The organism is Acidovorax sp. (assembly GCF_016783915.1).
Lineage (GTDB): Bacteria > Pseudomonadota > Gammaproteobacteria > Burkholderiales > Burkholderiaceae_C > Acidovorax.
This window is the reverse complement of the sequence record NZ_JADHVT010000033.1, coordinates 14,675-39,458: the sequence shown is the minus strand read 5'-3', so window position 1 is coordinate 39,458 and position 24,784 is coordinate 14,675. Positions and strand designations below refer to the sequence as shown.

Sequence of the window (24,784 nt, the reverse complement as noted above, 5' to 3'; positions counted from 1 at the left end):
AGCCGCGCTGGGCCGTGGCGCACAAGTACCCCGCGCAGGAGATGGTCACCAAGATCGAGGGTATCGACGTGCAGGTGGGCCGCACCGGCAAGATCACGCCCGTGGCACGCTTGGCGCCGGTGTTTGTGGGCGGGGTCACCGTCACCAACGCCACGCTGCACAACCTGTTCGAGATCCGCAAGAAGGGTGTGCGGGTGGGCGACACCGTCATCGTGCGCCGTGCGGGCGATGTGATCCCCGAAGTGGTGGGCGTGATGCCGGGCAACCGCACGGGCTATGTACCCAATTTTCAGATGCCCAAGGCCTGCCCCGTGTGTGGCAGCGCCGTGGTGCGCGAGAAGGGCGAGGCCAACCACCGCTGCACAGGCGGCCTGTTCTGTGCCGCGCAGCGCAAGGAGGCCATCCTGCACTTTGCCGCGCGCCGCGCCATGGACATCGAGGGCCTGGGCGATAAGCTGGTGGACCAGCTGGTGGATGCCAACGTGATCCGCACGCTGCCCGACCTGTACCGGCTGGGCCTCACATCGCTCATCGCGCTGGAGCGCATGGCCGAAAAATCGGCCCAGAACGTGCTGGCCGCGCTGGAAAAGTCCAAGCAGACCACCTTGCCGCGTTTTCTGTTTGGCCTGGGGCTGCGCCATGTGGGCGAGGCCACGGCCAAAGACCTGGCGCGCCACTTTGGCACGCTGGACGCCATCATGGGCGCCAGCGTGGAACAGTTGCTGGAGGTGAATGATGTGGGCCCCGTGGTGGCACAGAGCCTGCACACCTTCTTCCAGCAGCCGCACAACCGCGAGGTGGTCGAGCAACTGCGCGCCTGCGGCGTGACCTGGCCCGAAGGCCCGGTGGCCGAGCGTGCCCCGCAGATCCTGGCGGGCAAGACCGTGGTGCTCACCGGCACCCTGCCGACCCTGAGCCGAGACGCGGCCAAAGATATGCTGGAGGCCGCTGGCGCCAAGGTGGCGGGCTCCGTCAGCAAAAAGACCAGCTACGTGGTGGCGGGTGAAGAAGCCGGCAGCAAGCTCGCCAAGGCCCAGGAACTGGGCGTGCCCGTGCTGGACGAAGCCGGCATGCTGGAACTGTTGTCAGGTCAGGGTGTCTGACGGGGCACGGTGCACCATGCCCGATTCTCCTTTTGTGTTCTCTTTCCGACTCCTTCATGACCTGCCCCTGGCGGAGCGGGTCTGAAGCGACCTCTTATCTCCCGGCGATTCATTGATGCACAAGTGGCTGCTTTCTTTCCGGGCCCGCATGGCGGGCCTGTTGGCCTGGGTTCCCCGGCCCGTGCGGCGCCTGCTGCTGTGGACGGTGTTGGTGGTGCCCGCTGCGCTGCTGGTGTTCACTCTGGCGCTGGTGCCTTTTACCCCCGGCATCAGCGACATCCGCAAGGCCAAGAGCGAGCTGCCCGCGCAGCTCATGTCGGCTGACGGCAAGCTGCTGGCCGAATACCGCTGGGCCAACCGCGAATGGGTGGAGCTGAACCAGATTTCGCCAAACGTGGTGGACGCGCTGATTGCGACCGAGGACCACCGCTTTTACAAGCACTTCGGGCTGGACTGGCGGCGCACGGCGTCGTCGGTGGTGCTGACGCTGCGTGGTGACCCGCAGGGCGGCTCCACCATCACCCAGCAGCTGGCGCGCAACCTGTTCCCGGAGGAAATCGGGCGCTCGCGCACGCTCACGCGCAAGCTCAAGGAGGCGATCACCGCGCTCAAGATCGAGGCGTCGTATTCCAAGGACGAAATCCTCGAGACCTACCTCAACACCGTGCCGTTTCTGTACAACGCCTATGGCATCGAGATGGCCGCGCGCACCTATTTCGACAAGTCGGCCGACAAGCTCAATGTGCTGGAAAGCGCCACGCTGATTGGCATGCTCAAGGGCACGGCCTACTACAACCCGGTGCTCAACCCCGAGCGCGCGCAGGCCCGCCGCAACACGGTGCTGTCGCAGATGGTCAAGCGGGGCAAGCTCGATGCCAAGCAGTTCGAGACCCTGCAAAAACGCCCGCTGCGCATCAACTTCGAACGCCAGACGGAGGTGATGGGCCCGGCGCCGCACTTTGCGATCCAGCTGCGCAAGCAGCTCATCGACTGGGCCGACAGCAAGGGCTACAGCCTGTATTCGGACGGTCTGGTGATTCGCACCACCATTGATTCGCGCCTGCAGGCCTATGCCAATCAGGCGGTGGCACGGCAGGGCCGGCAATTGCAAGGCGTGGCAGACACCGCCTGGTCGCAGCGCAACGGCTGGGGCCCCAAGAACGAGCTGGTGCAGACCCTGGTGCGCGAGAGCGCCGAATACCGCGCGGCCGTGGACAAAGGCGACACCCCTGACGACGCCCTGAAGGCGCTGATGGATGACGCCTCCTTCATGGCCAAGCTGCGCGCCGAAAAGACGCGTGTGCAGGCGGGCTTTCTGGCGCAAGACCCGGTCACCGGCCATGTGCTGGCCTGGGTGGGCAGCCGCGACTTTGCGCAAGACCCGTTTGACCACGTGCAGGCAGCGCGCCGCCAGCCGGGCTCTACCTTCAAGCCGTTTGTGTATGGCGCTGCGTTTGCCAACGGCGCCACGCCCGAAGACACGTTGATGGATACCGCCGTCGAAATCCCGCTGGGCGGTGGCCGCGTCTGGCGCCCCACCGACGGTGGCCCGCCCAGCGACCAGCCCATGACGCTGGCCGATGGCCTCGCGCTGTCCAAGAACACCATCACCGCGCAGGTGATGCAGCAAGTGGGCCCGGCCCGCGTGGCCGAAGTGGCACGCGCCCTGGGCGTGCGGCAGTCCAAGCTGGAGGAGGTTCCGTCCCTCGCGCTGGGCACCAGCCCTGTCACGCTCAAGGAGATGATCTCGGCCTACAGCAGCATCGTGAACCTGGGTCGCTATGTGGAGCCCGTGCTCATCACCAGCATCGAAGACCGCCACGGCAAGGTGCTGGAGACCTTTGCCAAGTCTGTTCCCGAAGAGGTCTTCCAGCCCCGGGCTGCCCAGACCCTGCGCAACACCATGCGCGGTGCCGTGGACCGGGGCACGGCCACGGCCATCCGCACGCGGTATGGCATCCAGGCCGACGTGGCGGGCAAGACCGGCACCACGCAAGACAACACCGATGGCTGGTTCATCCTGATGCACACCCGGGTGGTGGCGGGCGCATGGGCCGGCTTCAACGACGGGCGTATCACGCTGCGCAGCGACTACTGGGGGCAGGGCGCGCGCAGTGCGTTGCCCATGGTGGGCGAGTTCATGCAGCAGGCCATCCGCAACAAGGTGATCGACGGCAACGACCGGTTTGTGGACGAGTTTGACACCAGCCCGCCGCCACCGCCCGACAGCTCGCTCAGCACCATGCGCGACTGGATCCGGGGGCTGTTCCGTACCGACCCCCAGCAACCCCCGGTGCCTGGCATGCCGCCTCGGCCTGCCGGTGCGGGAGGCTTGCCACCCGTCACCAGCGACCCACCGGGTTCTGTCTCGCCGCCTGTGCCTGCGGAAGACCGGGTGGGGGGCGAATAGGCCGTTGCGTCTTCTGGGCTTCTGTAACGCCAGCGCCTTCGGCGCGATGGGGTGGATGTTGCCTTGGGGCCTTCCAGCAAGACTGCCTGGGTTGGGGGCTTTGCGAGGTGTAGGACGTTGTCGCCAAAGTCTGCGTCCAGCGTTTGTCGCCCGCACTAAGCGCGCAAGCGAACAGACCCTGCCAGAGGTGCCCCGCACAGTGGCGCATGCAGTCGTTGGACTGCATGCAACGCCAAAGGACTCACCATGAAAACAATCACCACCACCTTGCTGGTACTGGCCACCCTGACGTTGGGCGCCTGCACCGGCCCCATGGGCCCTCCGGGCGCGCAAGGCAATACCGGCAACACGGGTTACACCGGCAAGACTGGCGATACCGGCTACACCGGCGCGACGGGAGCCACGGGCAACCAGGGCAATACGGGCTACACCGGTGCCACAGGCAGTATGGGCTCGACAGGGGCCACCGGAGGACAGGGCAGCACCGGGGCCACCGGCATGCAGGGGGCCACCGGCTACCAGGGTGACACGGGGGCCACGGGCGCAAAGGGAAATACGGGCAACACCGGCAGCAAGGGCAACACCGGAAACACCGGCAGTGCCGGTAGCTCGGGCGACGGCAATACCGTCATCGTGATTCCTGCCAAGCCTTGATGCCCTGCGCGCGGCAGGTGTGATAAGACCACGGCCTGACGGGTTGGCCGCGCAGTCAGTCCACCGTACTGGGCCACACGATGGCCTGCGCCACGATCACGGTCTGCCCATTGAAGGTGGCCGCAGGAGAACCATACAGCCGATAGCCCAGCGCCAGCGCGTCGCTCACGCGGCGGCAGAAGCTGGCGTCGTCGGGGCCGGTGAGCAGGCGGTAGGCGGGCAGGCCATCGGGGGGCACACTGGCCTGTGGGGTGGACACTGGTGATGCTGCGGAGGTTGCAACTGTCATGGCAGGGCCTACTCAATGTCGATGAAGTGCATGCCCATGGTGCCCGCCTTGCGGTCGGCAAAGTAGCACTCCAGCGTTTCTTTCACGGTGCGGAAGGCCAGCTCGTCCCAGGGCACCTCGTCTTCGGCAAACAGCCGCGCCTCGATGGTTTCGTAGCCCGGGTTGAACTGGTCGCTGAGCAGCGTGGCGCGGTAGAACAGGTGCACCTGGCCCACGCGGCGCACGTTCAGCAGGCTGAACAGGGGGCCGATCTCGATCTGCGCACCGGCTTCCTCGTCGGTCTCGCGCGCCGCACCCTGTGCCGTGGTTTCGTCCAGCTCCATGAAGCCTGCGGGCAGCGTCCATTTGCCCCAGCGGGGTTCGATGTTGCGCTTGCACAGCAGGATGCGGCCATCGGGCAGCGCGGGCACCGTGCCCACCACATTGAGCGGGTTCTCGTAGTGCACCGTGTTGCAGGCGGGGCAGACCGCACGCTGTTTGGTGTCGCCGTCGTCCGGCAGGCGGTACACCACGGCGGTGCCACAGGCGCGGCAATGTTTGATGGGGCTGCGGTAGGTCATGCAGGGGTTTGAGGGTCAGAATGGCTGATAGCGCTAGTGAAACATGCGCTACCAGCTATGAAAATCGAAGCGTTTTCGGCGTTCGCCTGGCCGGGCAGCAGGGCTGCCCGGTGGTCTTCAGACTACCGTCAGGCGCAAGGGCGTGAGGCCGCCCACGCCGCCTTCGAGCGTATCGCCACGCACCACGGCGCCCACGCCTTCGGGGGTGCCGGTGTAGATCAGGTCGCCGGGCTGCAGCTCCCACGCGGCCGACAGGTGCTCGATGGTCTCGGCAATGTTCCAGATCAACTGGGTCACGGTGCTGCGCTGGCGGTCCGCTCCGTTGACCTGCAGCCAGATGGGCGCATTGGCCACATCACCTGCCTGGGCTGCCGGCGTGATGGGACCGATGGGCGCGCTGGCGTCGAAGCCCTTGCCGATGCACCAGGGGCGGCCCTGTTTCTTCATGTCGTTCTGCAGATCGCGGCGGGTCATGTCCAGGCCCACGGCGTAGCCGCAGATGTGCGCAAACGCGTCGGCGGCCTGAATGTTCTTGCCGCCCTTGCCGATGGCCACCACCAGCTCGATCTCGTGGTGCAGGTTGGCGGTCAGGCTGGGGTAGGGCAGTTGCCCGGTTTCGCCCGCGTTGACGACCACGATGGCATCCGCAGGCTTGAGGAAGAAGAACGGTGGCTCGCGGCCGGTGAAACCCATCTCCTTGGCGTGTTCTTCGTAGTTGCGGCCCACGCAGTAGATGCGGTGCACCGGAAACCGTTCGCCGCTGCCCACCACGGGCACGCTGACCACGGGGGTTGGAGGAAACACGTAGCTCATGTCTGCCTTTCAATGGTTCTGGGAATGCTGTCAAAAAACCGGGCGCAGTACCGTGTGCGCCGCAGTGTGGCAGTGTGCCATGGGCGCAGACCCTCTGCTGGGGGGCGCTACACTCGCGCCCATGGCAAAGAGCTTCGATTTCCACAATACGCCGGGCCACCTGGTGCGCCGCGCCCACCAGCGGACCGTGGCACTTTTCATGGAAGAGACGGCCGGATTCGACGTGACGCCGGTGCAGTTCGCCATCCTGCACGAGCTGCTGGCCCAGCCGGGCGAAGACCAGGTCACCCTGGCGGCCCGCGTGGCGTTCGATGCAGCCACTTCCGGCTCGGTGATCGGGCGCCTGGAAAAGCGCGGCTGGATCCGCCGCGAGCCCGACACCCGTGACCGCCGCCGCAAGCTGCTGTGGATCACCCCCGAAGGCGAAGTGGCCGCCCTGCAGATGCGCGACGCCGCCCAGCGAGTGCAGGAACGCCTGACCGCACCGCTCACCGCCCAGGAAAGTGCCGACCTGATGGTGCTGCTCTCCAAAGTCGTTTACAACCACCAGGACCCGGCAGGCACTTCGGGCGCCTGACCTGCACGCCCCGCGCTCTCAGGCCGCAGAGGCCTGTCATCTGCGGCATGCTGGCTCCACGGTGCGCCGGTTCCGTATCCCTCACTGACCCACCAGAGGCTCCGTTCTTCCATGCAGCTGTACAACTACTTCCGCTCCTCCGCTTCGTTCCGCGTGCGCATTGCGCTGCAGCTCAAGGGTCTGGACTATGACTACCTGCCCGTGCACCTCGTCAAGGGCGAACACAAGGACCCCGAATACCAGCGCCGTATCGGTGACGCACTGGTGCCCACGCTGGTGACCGACGGGGGTACAGCGCTGTCGCAGTCCATGGCCATCATCGAATACCTGGACGAAACCCACCCCACGCCCGCCCTGCTCCCCGCCACGCCGCTGGCCCGCGCGCGGGTGCGGGCGCTGGCACAGATGGTGGCGTGCGAGATCCATCCGCTCAATAACCTGCGCGTGCTCAAGTACCTGGTGCGCGACCTGAAGGTGGAGGAGGACGCCAAGAACGCCTGGTACCACCACTGGGTGCGCAACGGGCTGGAGTCTTTCGAGCGGCAACTGGAGTTGCTGGCACAAGAGCGCGCAGCGCAGGGCATGGCGCCCTCGGTGCTGTGCTGGGGTGATACGCCCACGCTGGCCGACTGCTGCCTGGTGCCGCAGATCTTCAACGCCCAGCGCTTCAATGTCAGCCTGGACGGCCTGCCGCTCACCATGGGGGTGTTTGACGTCTGCATGGGGCTGCCCGCGTTCCAGCAGGCACAGCCCTCGGCCTGTCCGGACAACGAAGCGTGACCAACCTGCTGGCGTCCGCGTCGGCCGCGCCTGCGGGCAGCATCGCTGACTGGCTGGTGCCCGACTGGCCCGCGCCGCCCGGTGTGCATGCGCTGTTCACCACGCGGGCGGGGGGTGTCAGCCGCGCACCCTATGACCGGCTGAACCTGGGCACCCATGTGGGCGACGATCCGGTGGCGGTTGCCGCCAACCGGCAGACCTTGCAGGCTGTCCTGCAGGCCACGACGCCGGGCGCCCGCGCCGTGTTTTTGAACCAGGTGCACGGCGATGGCGTGGTGCTGCTCGACGGGCAGACCCCTGACGGCACCGAGGCCGATGCTTGTATGGCCAGCGCGCCAGGTGCCGTCTGCACCATCATGGTGGCCGACTGCCTGCCGGTGTTGCTGGCCCACCGTTCCGGCCAGGTCGTGGCGGCTGCCCACGCTGGATGGCGGGGGCTGGCGGGACATGCAGGGCTGGGTGTGTTGGAGGCTGTTTTTAAGGGGTTTTGCCACCAAGCGCTAGTGGGCTATGTGCAAGTAGCTATCAAAAGCGGAGCAATGGCGGTGCCCGCAGTTGAGGTTCCTCACGTGGCCGCCGACACGCTGGCCTGGCTGGGGCCCTGCATCGGCCCAACGGCTTTTGAGGTGGGGGCCGATGTGCGTGCTGCGTTTTGCGATGCCCAGGACGCCACGCAGGACGCATTGATCGGAGCAGCTGCCTCCTGCTTTGTGGCCCGGGCCGATGCGCCCGGCAAGTACCTGTGCGATCTGGCGGGGCTGGCCCGGCTGCGGCTGCGTGCCATGGGCATCACCCACATCTATGGCAACGACGGCACCGCGCCGTGGTGCACCGTCACGCAGGCCTCAAGGTTCTTTTCGCACCGCCGCGACAGCGCCCCTCTCGGCGGCAGCGGGCGTCTGGCCGCCTGCATCTGGCGCGGCTGACGGCGCTGACGCAACTGGAGCAGCGCTCGCGTGGGCCGCAGCGTGCTCCGCGTCGTATGCGGCCTGTTCCGCCGCCTCCCGGGCCTTGATCTTGCGCTTGCGCGAGGGCGTGCCCAGGATGTAGACCAGGATGCCCATGGGCAGCAGGCCGTACAAGGCAAAAGTGATGATGGCACCCAGCACGGTGCCCTGGGGACTGGTGGCCTCGGCCACCGCCATCATGAGCGTGACGTAGGTCCAGGCGATGACGATGAGGTACATTGGTTTGTGTGCACTGAAAGCGTTGAATTCGTTGCCATGCACCATGGGGGTGGGCAACAATGAACCCGCGAGACAAAAACCAGGCCCCAGCCGCTGTGAGCGACCAACCATCGAGGAATGAGCATGACTTCTGAATCACCCTGGGCCGAGAGTGCCCAGCAGTTCCAGCAGATTTTCGGGCAAAGCTGGTCGCAGGCGTTGCAATCGTTTCAGAAACTGGACCTGGGGACGCAGGTACCCGCAGCTGCACCCCTGAAACTGTCGCAAACCAAGCTGCAGGCACTGCAGCAGCAGTACCTCAAAGAAGCCCAGGACCTCTGGGCGCAGGGCCTGCAGGGCACCTCCCAGGTCAAGGACAAGCGCTTTGCCGGCGAGGGCTGGGCCAGCAACCCGGTGGCGGCGTTTTCTGCCGCCGCCTACCTGCTCAACGCCCGCACCCTGATGGGGCTGGCCGAAGCGGTGGAGGCCGACGAAAAGACCAAGGCCCGCATCCGATTTGGCGTGGAGCAGTGGATGGCTGCCATGGCACCCAGCAATTTCCTCGCCTTCAACGCCGAAGCGCAGAAAAAAGCCATCGAGACCAAGGGCGAGAGTATTGCCAAGGGCATGCAAAATCTGTTGCACGACATCACCCAGGGCCATGTGTCGATGACCGACGAAAGCCTGTTCGAGGTAGGCCGCAATGTGGCCACCACTGAAGGTGCGGTGGTGTACGAGAACGAGTTGTTCCAGCTGCTCGAATACAAGCCCCTCACGGCCAAAGTGTACGAGCGCCCATTTCTGCTGGTGCCGCCCTGCATCAACAAGTTCTATATCCTCGACCTACAGCCCGAGAACTCGCTGATCCGCTACGCCGTTGAACAAGGCCACCGCACCTTTGTGGTGAGCTGGCGCAACCCTGATGACAGCCTGGCCCACAAGACCTGGGACGACTACGTGGAAGACGGCGCCATGGCCGCTATCGATGTGGTGCAAAACATCACTGGCTCCGAGCAGATCAATGCGCTGGGCTTTTGTGTGGGCGGCACCATCTTGTCCAATGCGCTGGCCGTGCTGGCAGCGCGCGGCGACGAGCCCGTGGCCAGTGCCACCTTCTTGACCACGCTGATCGACTTCACTGACACGGGCATCCTCGATGTCTTCATCGACGAAGCCTTCGTGAAGTTCCGCGAGATGCAGATGGGCAAGGGTGGGCTCATGAAGGGGCAGGACCTGGCGTCCACCTTCAGCTTTTTGCGGCCCAACGACCTGGTCTGGAACTACGTGGTGGGCAACTACCTCAAGGGCGAAACGCCGCCGCCGTTTGACCTGCTGTACTGGAACAGCGACAGCACCAACCTGCCCGGCCCGTTCTACGCCTGGTACCTGCGCAATTTTTACCTGGAAAACAACCTGGTCAAGCCGGGCAAGCTTACCGTGTGCGGCGAGAAGCTGGACCTGGGCAGCCTCGACCTGCCTGTCTACATCTACGGCTCGCGCGAAGACCACATCGTTCCGGCCACGGCCGCCTATGCATCCACCCAGGTGCTGCCGGGCAAGAAGCGTTTTGTGATGGGTGCGTCAGGCCACATCGCGGGGGTGATCAACCCGCCCGCCAAGGGCAAGCGCAGCCACTGGATCCGCGCCGACGGCAAGTTCCCCGCCACGCTGGACCAATGGCTGGAAGGCGCCACTGAGCACCCCGGCAGCTGGTGGACCGACTGGTCGGGCTGGCTCAAGGGCCATGCGGGCAAACAGATTGCCGCGCCCAGAAGCTACGGCAAAGGCACCAAATTCAAGGCCATCGAACCCGCGCCCGGTAGATACGTCAAGCAGAAAGCCTGATACGCAAAAGTCCTGACTTTTGGCGCTGCGAGAATCACTGAACCACCACTCACCACTACAAGGACATTCCATGGAAGACATCGTCATCGTTTCGGCCGCTCGCACTGCTGTGGGCAAGTTTGGTGGCTCGCTGGCCAAGACACCCGCGACCGAACTCGGAGCCATCGTGATCCGCGAAGCCATCGCGCGCGCAGGTCTCTCGTCCGACCAGATCGGCGAAGTCATCATGGGCCAGGTGCTGGCAGCTGGCGTGGGCCAGAACCCCGCGCGTCAGGCTTCCATGAAGGCGGGTGTGGCCAAGGAAACCCCTGCACTCACCATCAATGCGGTGTGCGGCTCCGGCCTGAAGGCAGTGATGCTTGCCGCCCAGGCCGTGGCCTGGGGCGACAGCGAGATCGTCGTGGCCGGTGGCCAGGAGAGCATGAGCCTGGCGCCGCACGTGCTGCCCAACTCGCGTGACGGCCAGCGCATGGGCGACTGGAAGCTGATCGACACCATGATCGTGGACGGCCTGTGGGACGTTTACAACCAGTACCACATGGGCATCACTGCTGAAAACGTGGCCAAGCAATACGGTATCACCCGCGACATGCAGGACGCACTGGCCCTGGCCAGCCAGCAGAAGGCAGCTGCTGCACAAGATGCTGGCAAGTTCGCTGATGAAATCGTCGGCGTGAGCCTGGCGCAGAAGAAGGGGGACCCCATCCTGTTCAACACCGACGAGTACCTCAACCGCAAGACCAACGCTGAAGCCCTGGCCGGCCTGCGCCCCGCCTTTGACAAGGCGGGCAGCGTGACCGCCGGCAACGCATCGGGCCTGAACGATGGCGCCGCCGCTGTGGTGGTGATGAGCGCCAAGAAGGCTGCCGCCCTTGGCCTCAAGCCCCTGGCGCGCATCGCCGCTTTTGGTACCAGCGGCCTGGACCCTGCCACCATGGGCATGGGCCCCGTGCCTGCCTCGCGCAAGGCCTTGCAGCGCGCAGGCTGGAACGCCGCCGATGTGGACCTGTTCGAGCTGAACGAAGCCTTCGCCGCCCAGGCCTGCGCTGTGAACAAGGAGCTGGCCATTGACCCCGCCAAAGTCAACGTGAACGGCGGAGCCATCGCCATTGGCCACCCCATCGGCGCGTCCGGCTGCCGCATCCTGGTCACACTGCTGCACGAAATGCAGCGCCGTGATGCCAAGAAGGGCCTGGCCGCATTGTGTATTGGCGGCGGCATGGGGGTGTCGCTGGCTTTGGAGCGCTGAAGCCATGCCATCGTCCGGGGCTTAGGGTGTGACGTCCTTGCCGAGTTTTTGATCGACCAAGCTGCTGGCGACAACGAAGAGGCCGCATGTCCATGCGGCCTTTTTTTGTCTGCTTTCGAATTGTGAATTTTTGGTCGAAAAATTACCGAGTAGTTTATAATTTATACATCACGGTAAATTTTCGATCTCAATGTCTATTTTTTCTGAGCACCCGGCGGATTTCTCACAGGGTGCTGATGGGTTGGCCTCTGGAGCCTTGCTCGGCGACCGCGTCATCCTGGCTGCGATCGGGCTGAGTTCGCTCGCAGCCATCGCGCTGGGCTTGCAATTTGTCGATTCAGTACTGGCGTTGACCGCAGTGTTGGTGCTGGGCTCGGTTGCTGCGCTGGCCTATGCTTTGGCTCCGGGCACTCTGGTATCGCGTCTGGTGTTGTCGTTTGTGCAGGTCAGTCTGGTAGCGCTGCATATCCAACTGGCCCGGGGCATGCTGGAGTTCCATTTCGGTGTCTTCGTGACGCTGGCGCTCTTGTTGGTGTATCTGGACTGGCGGCCGATTGTCTGGGCGGCTGCGTTGTTTGCAGTGCACCATGTGTTGTTTGATCGTCTCCAAGCGGCAGGGGTCGGCCTGTATTGCATCACTGCCCCTGACCTGGGTCAGGTGATGTTGCACGCGCTGTATGTGGTGATCCAGACGGTGCTGGAGGTTATCCTGGCCGTGAAGATGGGCCGAACGGCCCAAGAATCCGCCGAGCTGCGGCGGTTGACTGCGTCGCTGGCGCATGGCGACCGCATCATGCTGGACATGTCGAGCTTGTCAGTGCACACGCCAGGCGGACGGGCACTCAAGGAAGCCTTGGACCGCATGCATCAGACCGTAGCTACCGTGCAGCAGGCCGCAGCCGGCATGGCGGTGGCGTGCGAAGAAATAGCAAGCGGAGCGCAAGACCTGTCTGTTCGGACCGAACATGCAGCCAGTAGTTTGCAAGCCACGTCTGCCAGCATGGAGCAGTTGACAGGCACCGTGGGGCAGACAGCCGCTGCGTCCGCCGAGGCCAATACGCTGGCGGTGTCGGCTGCAGGGGTAGCCCGGCGCGGTGGTGACGTGGTGGGCCAGGTGGTCCGCACCATGCGCGATATCAACGAGGGATCGGCCCGCATTGCAGACATCACGGGCGTGATTGACTCCATCGCGTTTCAGACCAACATCCTTGCCCTCAATGCTGCTGTGGAGGCAGCCCGTGCCGGGGAGCAGGGGCGGGGATTCGCAGTGGTGGCGACCGAAGTGCGCGGGCTGGCGCAGCGCTCGGCGCAGGCGGCGCGCGAGATCTCGGGCCTGATCAGCGCATCGGTGCAAAAGGCGTCACAGGGCGGGCAACTGGCTGACGAGGCGGGTCGCACTATGGCCGATGTGGTGGGATCGGTACAGCGTGTGAGTGCCATGATGGGTGAGATTCATACCGCAGCCAGAGACCAGTCTTCGGGCATAGCGCAGGTCAACCAGTCGGTGGGCCTGCTCGACCAGATGACGCAGCAAAATGCCGCGCTGGTGGAAGAATCGGCTGCCGCTGCCGCGACCCTCAAAAGCCAGGCCGACCGGTTGGCTGAGGCGGTCGCGGTTTTTGTGCTTCAGGCGCAAACGCCGCGCTAGGGCCATGGTCTGCGTGGCACTACGAGGCAGCGGCTTTGTAATGATGCGTTACCATGTTCTCCCATGACAGTGACCATTTTTGCCCAACCCTTTGAACCCGTGGGCTGCCAATCCTGTCGTGACAAGACGCAGCTTCCGTTCGACTTCACGATGGCGTTCCAGCCCATCATGGACCTGGAGTTGGATCGTCCGTTCGCCTACGAAGCGCTGGTGCGCGGTGTGGATGGCGAATCGGCTGGTACGGTACTGTCGTGGGTGAATGACACCAACCGCTACCGGTTCGACCAGGCGTGCCGCGTCAAGGCGATCGAGTTGGCGTCTCGTCTGGGGCTGGCAAGCCTGCCGGACTGCCGACTGAGCATCAACTTCCTGCCCAATGCGGTGTACCGGCCCGAGACCTGTATCCGCGCCACCATGGAGGCGGCTGAAGAGTTCGATTTTCCGCACAACCGGATCATGTTCGAGGTGACGGAGGGCGAGCAGGTCAGCAATGGTGCGCACCTGAAGTCCATCTTCAACGAGTACCGACGCCAAGGCCTCATCACGGCCATCGACGACTTTGGTGCGGGCTACGCGGGGCTGAACATGCTGGTGCAATTCCAGCCCCATGTGCTCAAGATTGACATGGAGCTGATTCGCAGCATTGACCGCGACCCTGTGCGGCAGGCGATCGTATGCGGCATTGTGTTGGTGTGCCAGCGTTTGTCCATCGACATTGTGGCGGAGGGTATCGAAACCTCGGCTGAATCCGCCTATTTGAAATCGGTGGGCGTTCGCTACCAGCAAGGCTATCTGTTCGCCAAGCCGGGATGGGAATCCCTGCCGCTGGCGCCACGGCACGCTTAGCCCACTGGGGCTCCTAGTCCAGGGCCAGTCCCTGCGGGGCAGTCTGCAGCCGCCTAGCCACCGCCTGAATTTGGTGCGTCTACTGGCACAACATCGGTGCCCCTCCGCTAAGCTGGTCTTGCGTCAACTGTATGACGCATGTGGATATGTCAAAAAGGAAAGGGCTTCAGTGTTTTCCTTCACGGCGGTGCCCGATTTCTTCGGTAGAGTGGGTCCTGATCCAATCATCAACAAGGAGAAATCACATGAGCCAGAAAGTCGCGTATGTCACCGGTGGCATGGGAGGCATCGGTACCGCCATTTGCCAGCGCCTGCACAAGGACGGTTTCAAGGTCATCGCTGGCTGCGGCCCGACACGGGATCACGCCAAGTGGCTGGCAGAGCAGAAGGCCCTGGGGTACACGTTTTATGCATCAGTGGGCAATGTGGGTGATTGGGACTCCACCGTGGAGGCTTTTGGCAAGACCAAGGCAGAACACGGCACCATCGATGTGCTGGTGAACAACGCAGGTATCACGCGGGACCGCATGTTCCTCAAGATGTCACGCGAGGATTGGGACGCCGTGATCGAAACCAACCTCAACAGCATGTTCAATGTCACCAAGCAGGTGGTGTCTGACATGGTGGAAAAGGGCTGGGGCCGCATCATCAACATCAGCTCTGTCAACGGCGAAAAAGGCCAGGCGGGGCAAACCAACTATTCCGCTGCCAAGGCGGGCATGCATGGCTTCTCCATGGCCCTGGCGCAGGAACTGGCCACCAAGGGCGTCACCGTCAACACGGTGAGCCCAGGCTACATTGGCACTGACATGGTCAAGGCAATCCGCCCGGATGTTCTGGAAAAGATTGTCGCTACGGTGCCTGTCAAACGCCTGGGCGAGCCCAGCGAGATTGCATCGATCATCGCTTGGCTGGCCTCGGAAGAGGGCGGATACGCCACCGGCGCAGACTTTTCGGTCAATGGCGGCCTGCACATGGGTTAAAGGCTGTTCCGTCCTTTTGGACCAACAAAAAACCCCGCATTTGCGGGGTTTTTTGTTGGGACTTGCAAGGATTGCAGGGGGAGCAGTCTGACCTTGCTACGGTCCGCCTGGGAAACATCAGGCTGCACTACCCGTATTTCGCATTCATCGGTATGGTTTGTGCTTGGTATGCAGGGTAAGACTCTATCAGTCTGCACAACATCGGCCAGGCAGCAACGCCTTCAGAAGCGGGCTGGAGCGCGCTTGCGGTCGCGTTCGTCTTCGGGCCAGGCGGACAAAATTGCGGTGGTATTCATGGTGGAAAACTCCTGTGATGTACCAACAACGCGGGCGGTCCACAGTCCGTTGACAACCTTTCGCAAAAAAATGCAACCGCAATAGCCTGTAGATTTACACTAAAAATAGCTACACATTTGATAGCATAGAAGCGAGATGGATCAATGGAAAGTCCGGAAAATTCTGGAAAGAATTTACAGGACTTTACATCTCTAGCCCACCGAGGCCGCTGATATTTCTTCGAGTTCGGAAGAAATTTCCAGCCAACGCTCTTCCAGTTTTTCCGTTTCATCATTTCCGGCTTTCAATCGCCGGCCGCACTCGGCGATCTCTGCAGGAGGCAAGGCTTCCGTCAGTTTTTGCTCCAATTGGGTGCGTTCTGCGCTCAGGGCCGTCAAGCGTTTATCGATCTGTTCCAGCTCTTTTTTGAGTGGCCGGGTCTTTTCGGCCAGCTGCTGGCGCGTTTGAGCGTCAAGCTTGCGCTGCTCGCGACCATCACGCGAAGGGGACGGAGCGGGAGCCGGTGCTGACGCAGCAACGGAGGCCAGCGCTACCACGGGTGCCGGTGTTGCGGCGGGCGCTGCTGCAGGAGTTTGTAAGGCCTGCGCCTGCTCGGCAAGCCGCGCTTCTTCGCGCAGGCGCTTGGATTCCTCGAGCAGGTAACGCTGATAGTCGTCCAGGTCGCCGTCGAAGGGGCCGACCACACCCCGGCCCACCATCCAGAAGTCCTCGCAGACCGAACGCAACAAGGCGCGGTCGTGGCTGACCAGCATGACAGTGCCATCGAAATCGTTGAGGGCCATGGCAAGGGCCTCGCGGGTGGCCAGGTCCAGGTGGTTGGTAGGCTCGTCCAGCAGCAGCAGGTTGGGGCGCTGCCATACGATCATGGCCAGCACCAGGCGCGCCTTTTCACCGCCGCTCATGGTGCCCACGGCCTGCTTGACCATGTCCCCGGTAAAGTTGAAGCTGCCCAGGTAGCTGCGCAGATCCTGCTCCCGGCTGGGTTGCTTGGCATCAGGCCCCAGCTCTTTGGCCAGGCGGATCATGTGCTCCAGCGGGTTTTCGCTGGGGCGCAGCACGTCGAGTTCCTGCTGGGCAAAGTAGCCAATGTTCAGGCCCTTGCCCTCGGTGATACTGCCGGTGAGCGCTTTCATGGTGCGAGCAATGGTCTTGACCAGCGTGGACTTGCCCTGGCCGTTTGCGCCCAGGATGCCTATGCGCTGCCCGGCCAGCACCGACCGGTTAACGCCCGTGAGGATGGTGGTGGGCGTACCCTCGTCGTCCACATAGCCGAACGAGGCGTCGCTGATGGCCAACATCGGGTTGGGCAGGTTGGCCGGCTCCTTGAACTCGAAGGTGAAGTCCGCTTCAGCCAGCACAGGCCCAATCTTCTCCATGCGTTCGAGTTGCTTGACCCGGCTTTGCGCCTGTTTGGCCTTGCTGGCTTTGGCCTTGAAGCGGTCGATGAACTTCTGCAGGTGGGCCATCTTCTCTTGCTGCTTGGCAAAGCTGGCCTGTTGCAGCTCCAACTGCTGGGCGCGCAACTCTTCGAACTTGCTGTAGTTGCCGCCGTAGCGGTTCAACTCGCCTTGCTGAATTTGCAGGGTGACGTTGGTGATGGCGTCCAGGAACTCGCGGTCATGGCTGATCACGATCATGGTGCCCGCGTAGCGCTTGAGCCAAGCTTCAAGCCAGACCAGAGCGTCCAGGTCCAAGTGGTTGGTTGGCTCATCCAGCAGCAGCAGATCGCTGGGGCACATCAGTGCGCGCGCCAGTTGTAGCCGCATGCGCCAGCCGCCGGAAAAGCTGTTGACGGGCTGGTCGAGTTCGCTCACGCGAAAACCCAGGCCCAGGATCAGCGCCTGGGCACGCGCCATGGCATCGTGCGCGCCGGCGTCATGCAGGTCCGAATAGGCATGGGCAATGGCCATCCCATCGTCGCTGGCCTCGGCTTCGGCCAACTGGCGTTGCACTTCGGCCAGACGCGTGTCGCCTTCGAGGACAAAATCGGTGGCCGACTGGTCGGTCTCGGGCATGTTCTGCGCGACCTCGGCCATCCGCCAACTCGACGGGATGTGAAAATCCCCGCCATCTTCATGGAGCTTGCCGCTGAGCAGCGCAAACAGGCTGGACTTGCCCGCGCCATTGCGGCCCACGAGCCCGACGCTTTCGCCGGGGTTGATGGTGGTGGACACGCTGTCGAGCACGACTTTCGTGCCTCGGCGCAGGGTAACGTTCTTGAGGGTGATCATCCGGGAATCAGAAAAAAGCGCACCCGCACGAGGCGGGTGGCATGCAAAACTCTGGGGGCCAGCGCAACTGCCAACGGCACAGCCGCTGCAGCTGCCAAAGGTGGCGTAAAGGGCTCTATTGTGCCGTGAGCCGGGTTTGGGCAGCCAGCGCCTGCCGGGTGACCAGCAAAACCTGGTCTTCTCCTGCACTGGTATCCAGCCAGAAAACAGGCAGTTGGGGGAACGCCGCTTCGAAGTACGCGCGCTCGTTGCCGATCTCCAGGATGATCACGGCGTCTTCTGTCATGCATGCGGGCGCGGCGGCAAACAGCTGGCGCACGAAGTCCATGCCGTCCGTGCCACCGGCCAGGGCCAGTTCGGGCTCGGCGCGGTACTCGCTGGGCAGTGCGGCCATGCTGGCAGCGTTGACGTAGGGCGGGTTGCACAGGATCAGGTCCCAGGGGCCGGGCAGGGCACTCAGTCCATCGGACAACTGCAAGGTGATACGGTCCTGCAGCCCATGTTTGTCCACATTGATACGGGCTACAGCAAGGGCGTCGGGCGAGATGTCGGCGCCCGTCACTTCGACTTCAGGCCAGGCCATGGCCGCCAGAACAGCCAGGCTGCCGTTGCCCGTGCAAAGGTCCAGCACCCGATGGGTGCGGTCACTCAGGAAGTCGTCCACACTGCCGTCCACGAGCAGCTCGGCTATAAAGCTGCGCGGCACGATGGCGCGTTCGTCCACATAGAAGGGCACACCCTGGAGCCAGGCCTCTCGGGTGAGGTAGGCAACGGGCTTGCGCGTTCCGATACGTTCGTTCAGTAGCGCCTCCACTGCGTCTCGCTGCTCTCCTGAGACTGGCATGGCTTCGACACTGTCAAGCTCATCGAGGGGCAGGCCCAGCCCCCAGAGCACCAGCCACGCGGCTTCATCGAAGGCGTTGGTGGTGCCATGGCCAAAAGCTACCCCGGCCGCATCCAGGCGCGCAGCGACAGACTCGATCAGTTCCAGAACGGTCCTCATATGCTGGTCCTTGCCGCTGCGTCCAAATTCTCCAGCGTGCGGCGGTAAATGTTCTTGAGCGGCTCGATATCGGCCACCACCACATGCTCGTCGATCTTGTGGATCGTGGCGTTGGGTGGGCCCAGTTCGATTACCTGCGCACACACCTGTGCAATAAAACGGCCGTCGCTGGTGCCGCCGGTGGTGGACAGTTCCGTGGTCAGGCCGGTTTCTGCCGTGATGGCCTGTTGCACAGCTCCCACCAGCTCACCGGGCGTGGTGAGGAAGGGCTGGCCGCCCAGCGTCCAGCGCAGGTCATATTCGAGGCCGTGGCGGTCGAGCACGGCGTGCACGCGCTGCTGCAGGCCCTCGGCCGTCGATTCGGTCGAGAAGCGGAAATTGAAGTCGATCACCACATCTCCCGGGATCACGTTGGTGGCGCCGGTACCGCCATGCATGTTGCTGATCTGCCAGCTGGTGGGCGGAAAGAACGCATTGCCGTTGTCCCACGCGGTGGAAGCCAGTTCTGCCAGGGCGGGCAGGGCCTGGTGGATGGGGTTGCGGGCCAGTTGTGGGTATGCGATGTGGCCCTGGATGCCGCGCACGCTGAGCTTGCCACTCAAGGTGCCACGCCGTCCGTTCTTGATCATGTCGCCGGTTTTTTCGACGGAGGTCGGTTCGCCCACGATGCAGTAGTCGAGCTTTTCGCCCCGCGCCTTGAGCTGTTCGACCACGACCTTGGTGCCGTCAACGGAAGGACCTTCCTCGTCGCTGGTCAGCAAGAAGGCCAGCTCGATCAGCGGTGCGGGCGTGGCCGCCAGGAACTCTTCCACCGCGACCACAAAGGCTGCGATGGAGGTTTTCATGTCGCTCGCACCCCGGCCATAGAGCTTGCCGTCCTTGTGGGTGGGCACGAACGGGTCGCTGCTCCACTGGGCCAGCGGGCCAGTGGGGACGACATCGGTGTGGCCTGCAAATACTACTGTTTTGATAGCGGATGAGGCACGATTCACTGGCGCTACTGGCCGTTTTGCCCACAAATTGCTGACACGGAAGTCTGTGGGACCACTGTCCAGTCGTTCGCACACAAACCCGAGCTGGGCAAGGCGTGCGGCCAGCAAATCCAGGCAGCCGGCGTCCTCCGGCGTGATGGAAGGGAGGGAGATGAGCTGTTCAGCCAGGTGCAGGGTACGGGACATGGGATGGGGTGAGGGAATGGAGATAGGCAGCCGGACTGCGATCATGGGTACAGGCATTGGCACTGCGTGGCCCAGGAGAGAGCTGCCAAGCAAGAAGCACTTGGCCCTGCGCGCGTCGTCCCCTTGATAGAGAGCTCCGCAGGCCGCTCAAACGGCGTCACATCACGCCGCCGGCTTGACGTCCAGCACGATCTCGGTGAACGACGGCGTATCGTCGGGTGCATCGCGTGCCTCTTTCTGGGCCTTGGCGGCGTTGGCGGCCAGGGAAAAGTCGTTTTGCAGGCGCCACATCAGGTTGGTGGGCGAATCGGCATAGGCCATGCCTTCCTTGCGGTCGATCTGTGCGTCCATGATGAGGCGGGCCAGCGCTTCTTCAAAAGTCTGCGATCCTTCGGCCATGGATTTTTCCATGGCCTCGCGCACGCCCGAGAAATCGCCTTTTTCGATGAGGTCGGACACCAGCTTGGTGTTGAGCATGACCTCGACCGCAGGGACCCGGCCACCGTCGGTCTTGCGTACCAGGCGCTGCGACACCACGGCCTTGAGGGCCGATGCCAAGTCTCCCAACATGGTGGGGCGCACCTCGACCGGGTAGAAGCTCAGGATACGGTTGAGCGCGTGGTAGCTGTTGTTGCCGTGCAGCGTGGCCAGGCACAGGTGGCCCGACTGAGCATAGGCAATGGCGGCCGACATGGTTTCACGGTCGCGGATTTCACCGATCAGGATCACGTCGGGGGCCTGGCGCAGCGCGTTTTTCAGGGCGGTCTGCAGGGACTGGGTGTCGCTGCCGATCTCGCGCTGGTTGACGATGGATTTTTTGTTCTTGAACTGGTACTCGACTGGGTCCTCGATGGTGAGGATGTGCCCCGTGAGCGCCTCGTTGCGGGTATCGATCATCGATGCCAGTGAGGTGCTCTTGCCGGAACCGGTGGCTCCCACCATCAGGATCAGTCCACGCTTTTCCAGGATGAGTTCGCGCATCACCGGGGGCAGGCCCAAGGAATCGAACTCGGGAATCTGCTGCGAGATGAAGCGGATCACCACTGCATAGCTGCCACGCTGGCGCATGGCGCTGACCCGGAAACGGCCCACGCCGCTGAGCGGCACACCCATGTTGAGTTCGCCGGTTTCTTCCAGCTCTTCGATGCGGTCCGGGGGGACCACCTCGGACAGCAGGTTGCGCGGCGCATCGGGCGGCAGGATCTGGTTGTTGATGGGCACGCACTCGCCGTTGATCTTGATCAGCGCGGGCGCGTTGGCCGACAGGTAGACGTCGGAGGCCTTTTTCTCTGCCATCAGGCGAAGAATTCGTTCCATCGTGCTCATGGTGTTTCCCTCTTGTTGTCAGTCTCTGTCGGCAAGGCGGCCGAACGGGCCACCTTCATGCCATCAAATCAGTCGCGCAGCAGGTCGTTGATGCTGGTCTTGGAGCGGGTTTGCGCGTCCACCTGCTTGACGATGATGGCAGCGTACATGCTGTAGGGCGTGCCGTTGGCGGCCGTCTTGGGCAGGTTGCCGCTGACCACCACCGAGCCCGAGGGCACGCGGCCGTAGCTGATTTCGCCGGTGGCACGGTTGAAGATCGGGGTGCTCTGGCCCAGGTAGACACCCATGCCCAGTACGGAGTTTTCTTCGACCACCACGCCTTCGACCACCTCGGAGCGGGCTCCGATGAAGCAGTTGTCTTCAATGATGGTGGGGCCGGCCTGCAGAGGCTCCAGCACACCGCCAATGCCCACGCCACCCGACAGGTGCACGTTGGAGCCAATCTGTGCGCACGAACCCACGGTGGCCCAGGTGTCGACCATGGTGCCTTCGCCCACGTAGGCGCCGATGTTCACGTACGACGGCATCAGGATCGCGCCCTTGGCGATGAAGCTGCCACGGCGGGCCACAGCAGGAGGCACCACGCGCACGCCGGTGGCTTTCATTTCTTCTTCGGACAGGTGGGCAAACTTGGTCTGCACCTTGTCGTAAAAGCCCAGGTCGCCAGCCTTGACGACTTCGTTGTCCTTCAGACGGAACGACAGCAGCACGGCCTTCTTGATCCACTGGTGCACGGTCCACTGGCCCACGCCTTCGCGGGTGGCCACGCGCAGCTTGCCGTTGTTCAGCTCGGCAATCACATGCTCGACGGCGTCCTGAATCTCCTTGGGGGCGGCGGCTGGCGAGAGGCTGGCGCGGTTTTCCCAGGCGTTGTCGATGAGGGTTTGGAGTTGTTGGGTCATGTTGTTGTCGATCAGATCAGGCAGTACGGGATTGGATGAATTGCACGATGCGCAGCGCAGCTTCCACGCATTCTTCGGCTTCGGCCACCAGGGCCATGCGCACGCGCTGGGCGCCGGGGTTGCTCCCTTGGGCCTCGCGGGCCAGGTAGCTGCCGGGCAGCACCGTGACATTGTATTGAGCCAGCAGGGCGCGCGCGAACTCGGCATCGTCCATGCCCAGGGCTTCCGGTACTTTGGCCCACAGGTAAAAACCGGCATCCGGCAGGGCGACTTCCATCACGCCAGCCAGCAGCGGCGTGACCTGGGCAAACTTCTTGCGGTACAGCGCCCGGTTTTCCACCACGTGCTTTTCATCACTCCAGGCCGCGATGCTGGCGGCCTGCACGATGGGGCTCATGGCGCTGCCGTGGTAGGTGCGGTAGAGCAAGAAAGACTTGATCAGCGCTGCGTCGCCAGCCACGAAGCCGCTGCGCATGCCGGGCACATTGCTGCGTTTGGACAGACTGGTGAAGGAGATCAGGTTCTTGAAGTCGCCACGCCCCAGCTGCGCCGCAGCCTGCAGGCCGCCCAGGGGCGGCTCGTCGCGGAAATAGATCTCGCTGTAGCACTCGTCCGAGGCAATCACAAAGCCGTAGCGGTCGCTCAGCTCAAACAGTTTCTTCCACTCGCTGAGCGGCATCACGGCGCCGGTGGGGTTGCCAGGGGAGCAGACGAAGAGCAGCTGGGTGCGTTGCCACACAGCCTCGGGCACAGCGTCCCAGTTCACTGCAAAGTTGCGGCCTGGGTCGCTGGCTGCGTAGTACGGCTGGGCCCCCGCCAGCAAGGCGGCACCTTCGTAGATTTGGTAGAACGGATTGGGGCAGACGACCAGCGGTTGGCCTTGCGAGGGATCGATGATCGTCTGCGCAAACGCAAACAGTGCCTCACGCGAGCCGTTGACGGGCAGCACCTGGGTGCCAGGGTCCAGGGTCAGCGCATAGCGCTGCCGTATCCATTGGGTGAACGCCTCGCGCAGCTTGGGTTCACCGGCGGTGGCAGGGTAACTGGCCAGTCCGCCCAGGTTGTTACTGAGTGCATCTTTGATGAACTGCGGTGTAGGATGGCGCGGCTCACCCATGCCCAGGCTGATGGGGCTGTAAGCCGCCGGGAGAGTGACTCCCGCAAAGAGTTGCCGCAGCCGCTCGAAGGGGTAAGGCTGGAGTTGGGAGAGCAGGGGATTCATGGAGCGACATTATGGGCGAAGGGCATACGCACACGGCGCGGTGCAGGGTGTCGCGCCGTCTATGGCGAGGGTCGGGGCGAGGCGCGGAGTCAAGCACTGTTTACACCGCGCAGAGTTGTCAATCCGACGTAAGAGCGGGCACATAGCATGGCCCACATTCAAAAACGATAACGGAGACAAGATGTCTGGATTCCTACCGCTGCGCCCCGGGCTTTGGTGGATGCGCAGGTGGCACCTGCCGGGCAAACTGATGACGCTGGGCGTGCTGATGGGGGCCGCCCTGGCGTTAGCGGCCGTGGATGCTCCGTGGTGGGGTGTGGCACTGGCTGCCTCTGTGGTTCTATATGCCCTTTGCGCGTTGTATGCGGGCCTGGCGTCTGACTTACAAGGACTGGCGCATGCGATGGAGCAGACCACACGTGGCGACTTGTGCGCTCGGGCGGGCGTCTATGGGCGCGACGAGATCGGCTCCATGGCCCAGTCGCTCGACCGCATGGTGCTGACGCTGTCGTCCATGGTGGCCGATATCCGCAGCAATGCCGCGCTGGTGGCCCATGCAGGACAAAGCCTGGCTCAGGGTAACCGGTCGCTGGCCGACCGCACCGAACAGCAGGCGGCCAACCTGGAGCAGACGGCAGCCAGCGTGGAGCAGCTATCGTCCGCCGTGCAGAACAACGCACAGACCGCGCGCAGCGCCGATGCCCGTGCCGCCGATGTGCGCAAGGCTGCCGACACCGGTGCCGAGGCCATGGCCCGTGCAGTGCAGTCGGTGGAAGCCATCCAGCAAAGCGCACGCCGCATGACCGAGATCATTGGCGTCATCGACAGCATTGCCTTTCAAACCAACATCCTGGCCCTGAATGCTGCGGTGGAGGCCGCCCGTGCGGGTGAGCAGGGCCGGGGCTTTGCCGTGGTGGCGGGCGAAGTGCGCACCCTGGCCAAGCGCTCGGGCGACGCTGCGCGGGAGATCCGCGAGCTGATCGGCGCCTCGGTCAGCCAGGTGGAGGCCAGCGCAGGGCTGATCCGGTCGGCGGGCGAAGGCATTGCCAACATGGCCAGCGGCATCCGCAGCGTGGCGGTCAGCATGACCGAGATATCCGGCTCCAGCGCTGAGCAGAGCACGGGCCTGAGCGAAGTCAGTTCTGCCGTGCAGCAACTCGACCAGATCACGCAGCACAACGCCCAGATGGTGGGGCATGCAGTCTCGCAGGCAGAGGCACTGGAGCACCGCGCGTCCACCCTGTCGCAGGCGGTGGCGGCATTTCGCCTGCAGCAGGGCACAGCCGATGAAGCGGTGTCCCTGGTGAACAAGGCGGTGGCGCTGCACAAGACCAGTTCGCGCGATCAATTCCTGCGCAGCATCACCGACAAGACCCAGCCCTACCATGACCGCGACATGTATGTGTTTGTGCTGGACACGGCTGGCACCTATCTGGCCTTTGGCGGCAACCCGGCCAAGGTCGGTACCCGCGTCCAGGACATTCCAGGCATTGCAGGCGACCGCCTGGTGAGCGACATCGTGACCCAGGCCGACCGTGCACCGGGTTGGGTGGAGTACGACATCAACAACCCGGCCACCGGCGCGGTGCAAACCAAGATGTCCTACGTGAGCCGGGTGGGGGACTGGTACGTGGGCTGCGGCGTGTACAAATCGCTGGCCGCGCGATAACTAGCAGACAGGCGGTGGCTAGTCTGGCGGACT

At 63.6% G+C, this 24,784-nt stretch carries 22 protein-coding genes; 12 read left to right on the top strand and 10 right to left on the bottom strand.

Annotation, left to right across the window (positions count from 1 at the left end):
• The 3 genes from ligA to ISS20_RS09100 all read left to right on the top strand — a co-directional run.
• A partial coding sequence (gene ligA, locus ISS20_RS09110) for an NAD-dependent DNA ligase LigA (protein WP_291435833.1) occupies window positions 1–1,103 on the top strand: 1,103 nt, incomplete at its 5' end.
• Window positions 1,104–1,218: 115 nt separating this feature from the next.
• Window positions 1,219–3,513, top strand: a complete 2,295-nt coding sequence (locus ISS20_RS09105) for a transglycosylase domain-containing protein (protein ID WP_291435832.1) — start codon at window positions 1,219–1,221, stop codon at window positions 3,511–3,513.
• A gap of 246 nt (window positions 3,514–3,759) precedes the next feature.
• Window positions 3,760–4,167: a hypothetical protein gene (locus ISS20_RS09100; protein WP_056062595.1), complete on the top strand. Its 408-nt coding sequence runs from the start codon at window positions 3,760–3,762 to the stop codon at window positions 4,165–4,167.
• A gap of 55 nt (window positions 4,168–4,222) precedes the next feature.
• Here the strand turns inward: ISS20_RS09100 and ISS20_RS09095 are convergent, their stop codons facing one another.
• The 3 genes from ISS20_RS09095 to ISS20_RS09085 form a co-directional block, all read right to left on the bottom strand.
• Window positions 4,223–4,456, bottom strand: coding sequence for a DUF1737 domain-containing protein (locus tag ISS20_RS09095; protein WP_291435828.1), 234 nt, complete (start codon window positions 4,454–4,456; stop codon window positions 4,223–4,225).
• 8 nt (window positions 4,457–4,464) lie between these two features.
• Window positions 4,465–5,016 (bottom strand): NUDIX hydrolase, encoded by a 552-nt coding sequence (locus ISS20_RS09090; RefSeq protein ID WP_015014179.1) that lies wholly within the window; start codon window positions 5,014–5,016, stop codon window positions 4,465–4,467.
• A gap of 117 nt (window positions 5,017–5,133) precedes the next feature.
• On the bottom strand, window positions 5,134–5,829 hold the full coding sequence (locus tag ISS20_RS09085) for a fumarylacetoacetate hydrolase family protein (RefSeq protein ID WP_291435825.1): 696 nt from the start codon (window positions 5,827–5,829) through the stop codon (window positions 5,134–5,136).
• Between the two features lie 121 nt (window positions 5,830–5,950).
• On the opposite strand from ISS20_RS09085, the gene ISS20_RS09080 reads away from it, so the two are divergent.
• From ISS20_RS09080 to ISS20_RS09070, 3 genes are all read left to right on the top strand, one after another.
• Window positions 5,951–6,406: a MarR family transcriptional regulator gene (locus ISS20_RS09080; RefSeq protein WP_043566498.1), complete on the top strand. Its 456-nt coding sequence runs from the start codon at window positions 5,951–5,953 to the stop codon at window positions 6,404–6,406.
• Between the two features lie 111 nt (window positions 6,407–6,517).
• Window positions 6,518–7,186, top strand: a complete 669-nt coding sequence (gene maiA, locus ISS20_RS09075; protein WP_291435820.1) for a maleylacetoacetate isomerase — start codon at window positions 6,518–6,520, stop codon at window positions 7,184–7,186.
• Window positions 7,187–7,191: 5 nt separating this feature from the next.
• Window positions 7,192–8,112, top strand: coding sequence for a laccase domain-containing protein (locus tag ISS20_RS09070; protein WP_291435835.1), 921 nt, complete (start codon window positions 7,192–7,194; stop codon window positions 8,110–8,112).
• Here ISS20_RS09070 and ISS20_RS09065 read toward each other — a convergent pair.
• Complete coding sequence (locus tag ISS20_RS09065) at window positions 8,032–8,373, bottom strand: hypothetical protein (RefSeq protein ID WP_291435818.1); 342 nt, start codon at window positions 8,371–8,373, stop codon at window positions 8,032–8,034. The genes ISS20_RS09070 and ISS20_RS09065 overlap by 81 nt on opposite strands.
• Before the next feature lie 123 nt (window positions 8,374–8,496).
• Between ISS20_RS09065 and phaC the strand changes: the two genes are divergently transcribed.
• The 5 genes from phaC to phbB all read left to right on the top strand — a co-directional run bounded on the left by phaC (window position 8,497) and on the right by phbB (window position 14,923).
• Window positions 8,497–10,197, top strand: coding sequence for a class I poly(R)-hydroxyalkanoic acid synthase (gene phaC, locus ISS20_RS09060; protein WP_291435816.1), 1,701 nt, complete (start codon window positions 8,497–8,499; stop codon window positions 10,195–10,197).
• A gap of 70 nt (window positions 10,198–10,267) precedes the next feature.
• Window positions 10,268–11,446 carry an acetyl-CoA C-acetyltransferase gene (locus ISS20_RS09055; RefSeq protein WP_056744953.1) on the top strand — a complete coding sequence of 393 codons (1,179 nt, stop codon included), beginning with the start codon at window positions 10,268–10,270 and terminating at the stop codon, window positions 11,444–11,446.
• Between the two features lie 190 nt (window positions 11,447–11,636).
• Complete coding sequence (locus ISS20_RS09050; protein WP_291435813.1) at window positions 11,637–13,094, top strand: methyl-accepting chemotaxis protein; 1,458 nt, start codon at window positions 11,637–11,639, stop codon at window positions 13,092–13,094.
• A 63-nt stretch (window positions 13,095–13,157) separates the two neighbouring features.
• Complete coding sequence (locus tag ISS20_RS09045) at window positions 13,158–13,940, top strand: EAL domain-containing protein (protein WP_291435811.1); 783 nt, start codon at window positions 13,158–13,160, stop codon at window positions 13,938–13,940.
• A 245-nt stretch (window positions 13,941–14,185) separates the two neighbouring features.
• A complete protein-coding gene (gene phbB, locus ISS20_RS09040) occupies window positions 14,186–14,923 on the top strand; it encodes an acetoacetyl-CoA reductase (protein WP_291435809.1) in 738 nt (245 codons plus the stop codon).
• A gap of 488 nt (window positions 14,924–15,411) precedes the next feature.
• Here the strand turns inward: phbB and ISS20_RS09035 are convergent, their stop codons facing one another.
• From ISS20_RS09035 to dapC, 6 genes are all read right to left on the bottom strand, one after another.
• On the bottom strand, window positions 15,412–17,451 hold the full coding sequence (locus ISS20_RS09035) for an ATP-binding cassette domain-containing protein (RefSeq protein WP_291435807.1): 2,040 nt from the start codon (window positions 17,449–17,451) through the stop codon (window positions 15,412–15,414).
• Window positions 17,452–17,566: 115 nt separating this feature from the next.
• On the bottom strand, window positions 17,567–18,454 hold the full coding sequence (gene prmB / locus ISS20_RS09030; RefSeq protein ID WP_291435805.1) for a 50S ribosomal protein L3 N(5)-glutamine methyltransferase: 888 nt from the start codon (window positions 18,452–18,454) through the stop codon (window positions 17,567–17,569).
• Complete coding sequence (dapE, locus tag ISS20_RS09025; protein ID WP_291435804.1) at window positions 18,451–19,632, bottom strand: succinyl-diaminopimelate desuccinylase; 1,182 nt, start codon at window positions 19,630–19,632, stop codon at window positions 18,451–18,453. The genes prmB and dapE overlap by 4 nt, the downstream gene beginning before the upstream one ends.
• Window positions 19,633–19,794: 162 nt before the next feature.
• The gene (locus ISS20_RS09020; protein WP_056744943.1) at window positions 19,795–20,958 is read right to left on the bottom strand and encodes a PilT/PilU family type 4a pilus ATPase; all 1,164 of its coding nucleotides are present in this window, start codon (window positions 20,956–20,958) and stop codon (window positions 19,795–19,797) included.
• A 68-nt stretch (window positions 20,959–21,026) separates the two neighbouring features.
• Window positions 21,027–21,860 (bottom strand): 2,3,4,5-tetrahydropyridine-2,6-dicarboxylate N-succinyltransferase, encoded by an 834-nt coding sequence (gene dapD / locus ISS20_RS09015; protein WP_056744941.1) that lies wholly within the window; start codon window positions 21,858–21,860, stop codon window positions 21,027–21,029.
• 16 nt (window positions 21,861–21,876) lie between these two features.
• Complete coding sequence (dapC, locus tag ISS20_RS09010; protein ID WP_291435797.1) at window positions 21,877–23,082, bottom strand: succinyldiaminopimelate transaminase; 1,206 nt, start codon at window positions 23,080–23,082, stop codon at window positions 21,877–21,879.
• Between the two features lie 181 nt (window positions 23,083–23,263).
• Here dapC and ISS20_RS09005 point away from each other — a divergent pair, with 181 nt between their 5' ends.
• Window positions 23,264–24,751, top strand: a complete 1,488-nt coding sequence (locus tag ISS20_RS09005; RefSeq protein ID WP_291435795.1) for a methyl-accepting chemotaxis protein — start codon at window positions 23,264–23,266, stop codon at window positions 24,749–24,751.
• The last annotated feature ends 33 nt before the right edge of the window (window positions 24,752–24,784 follow it).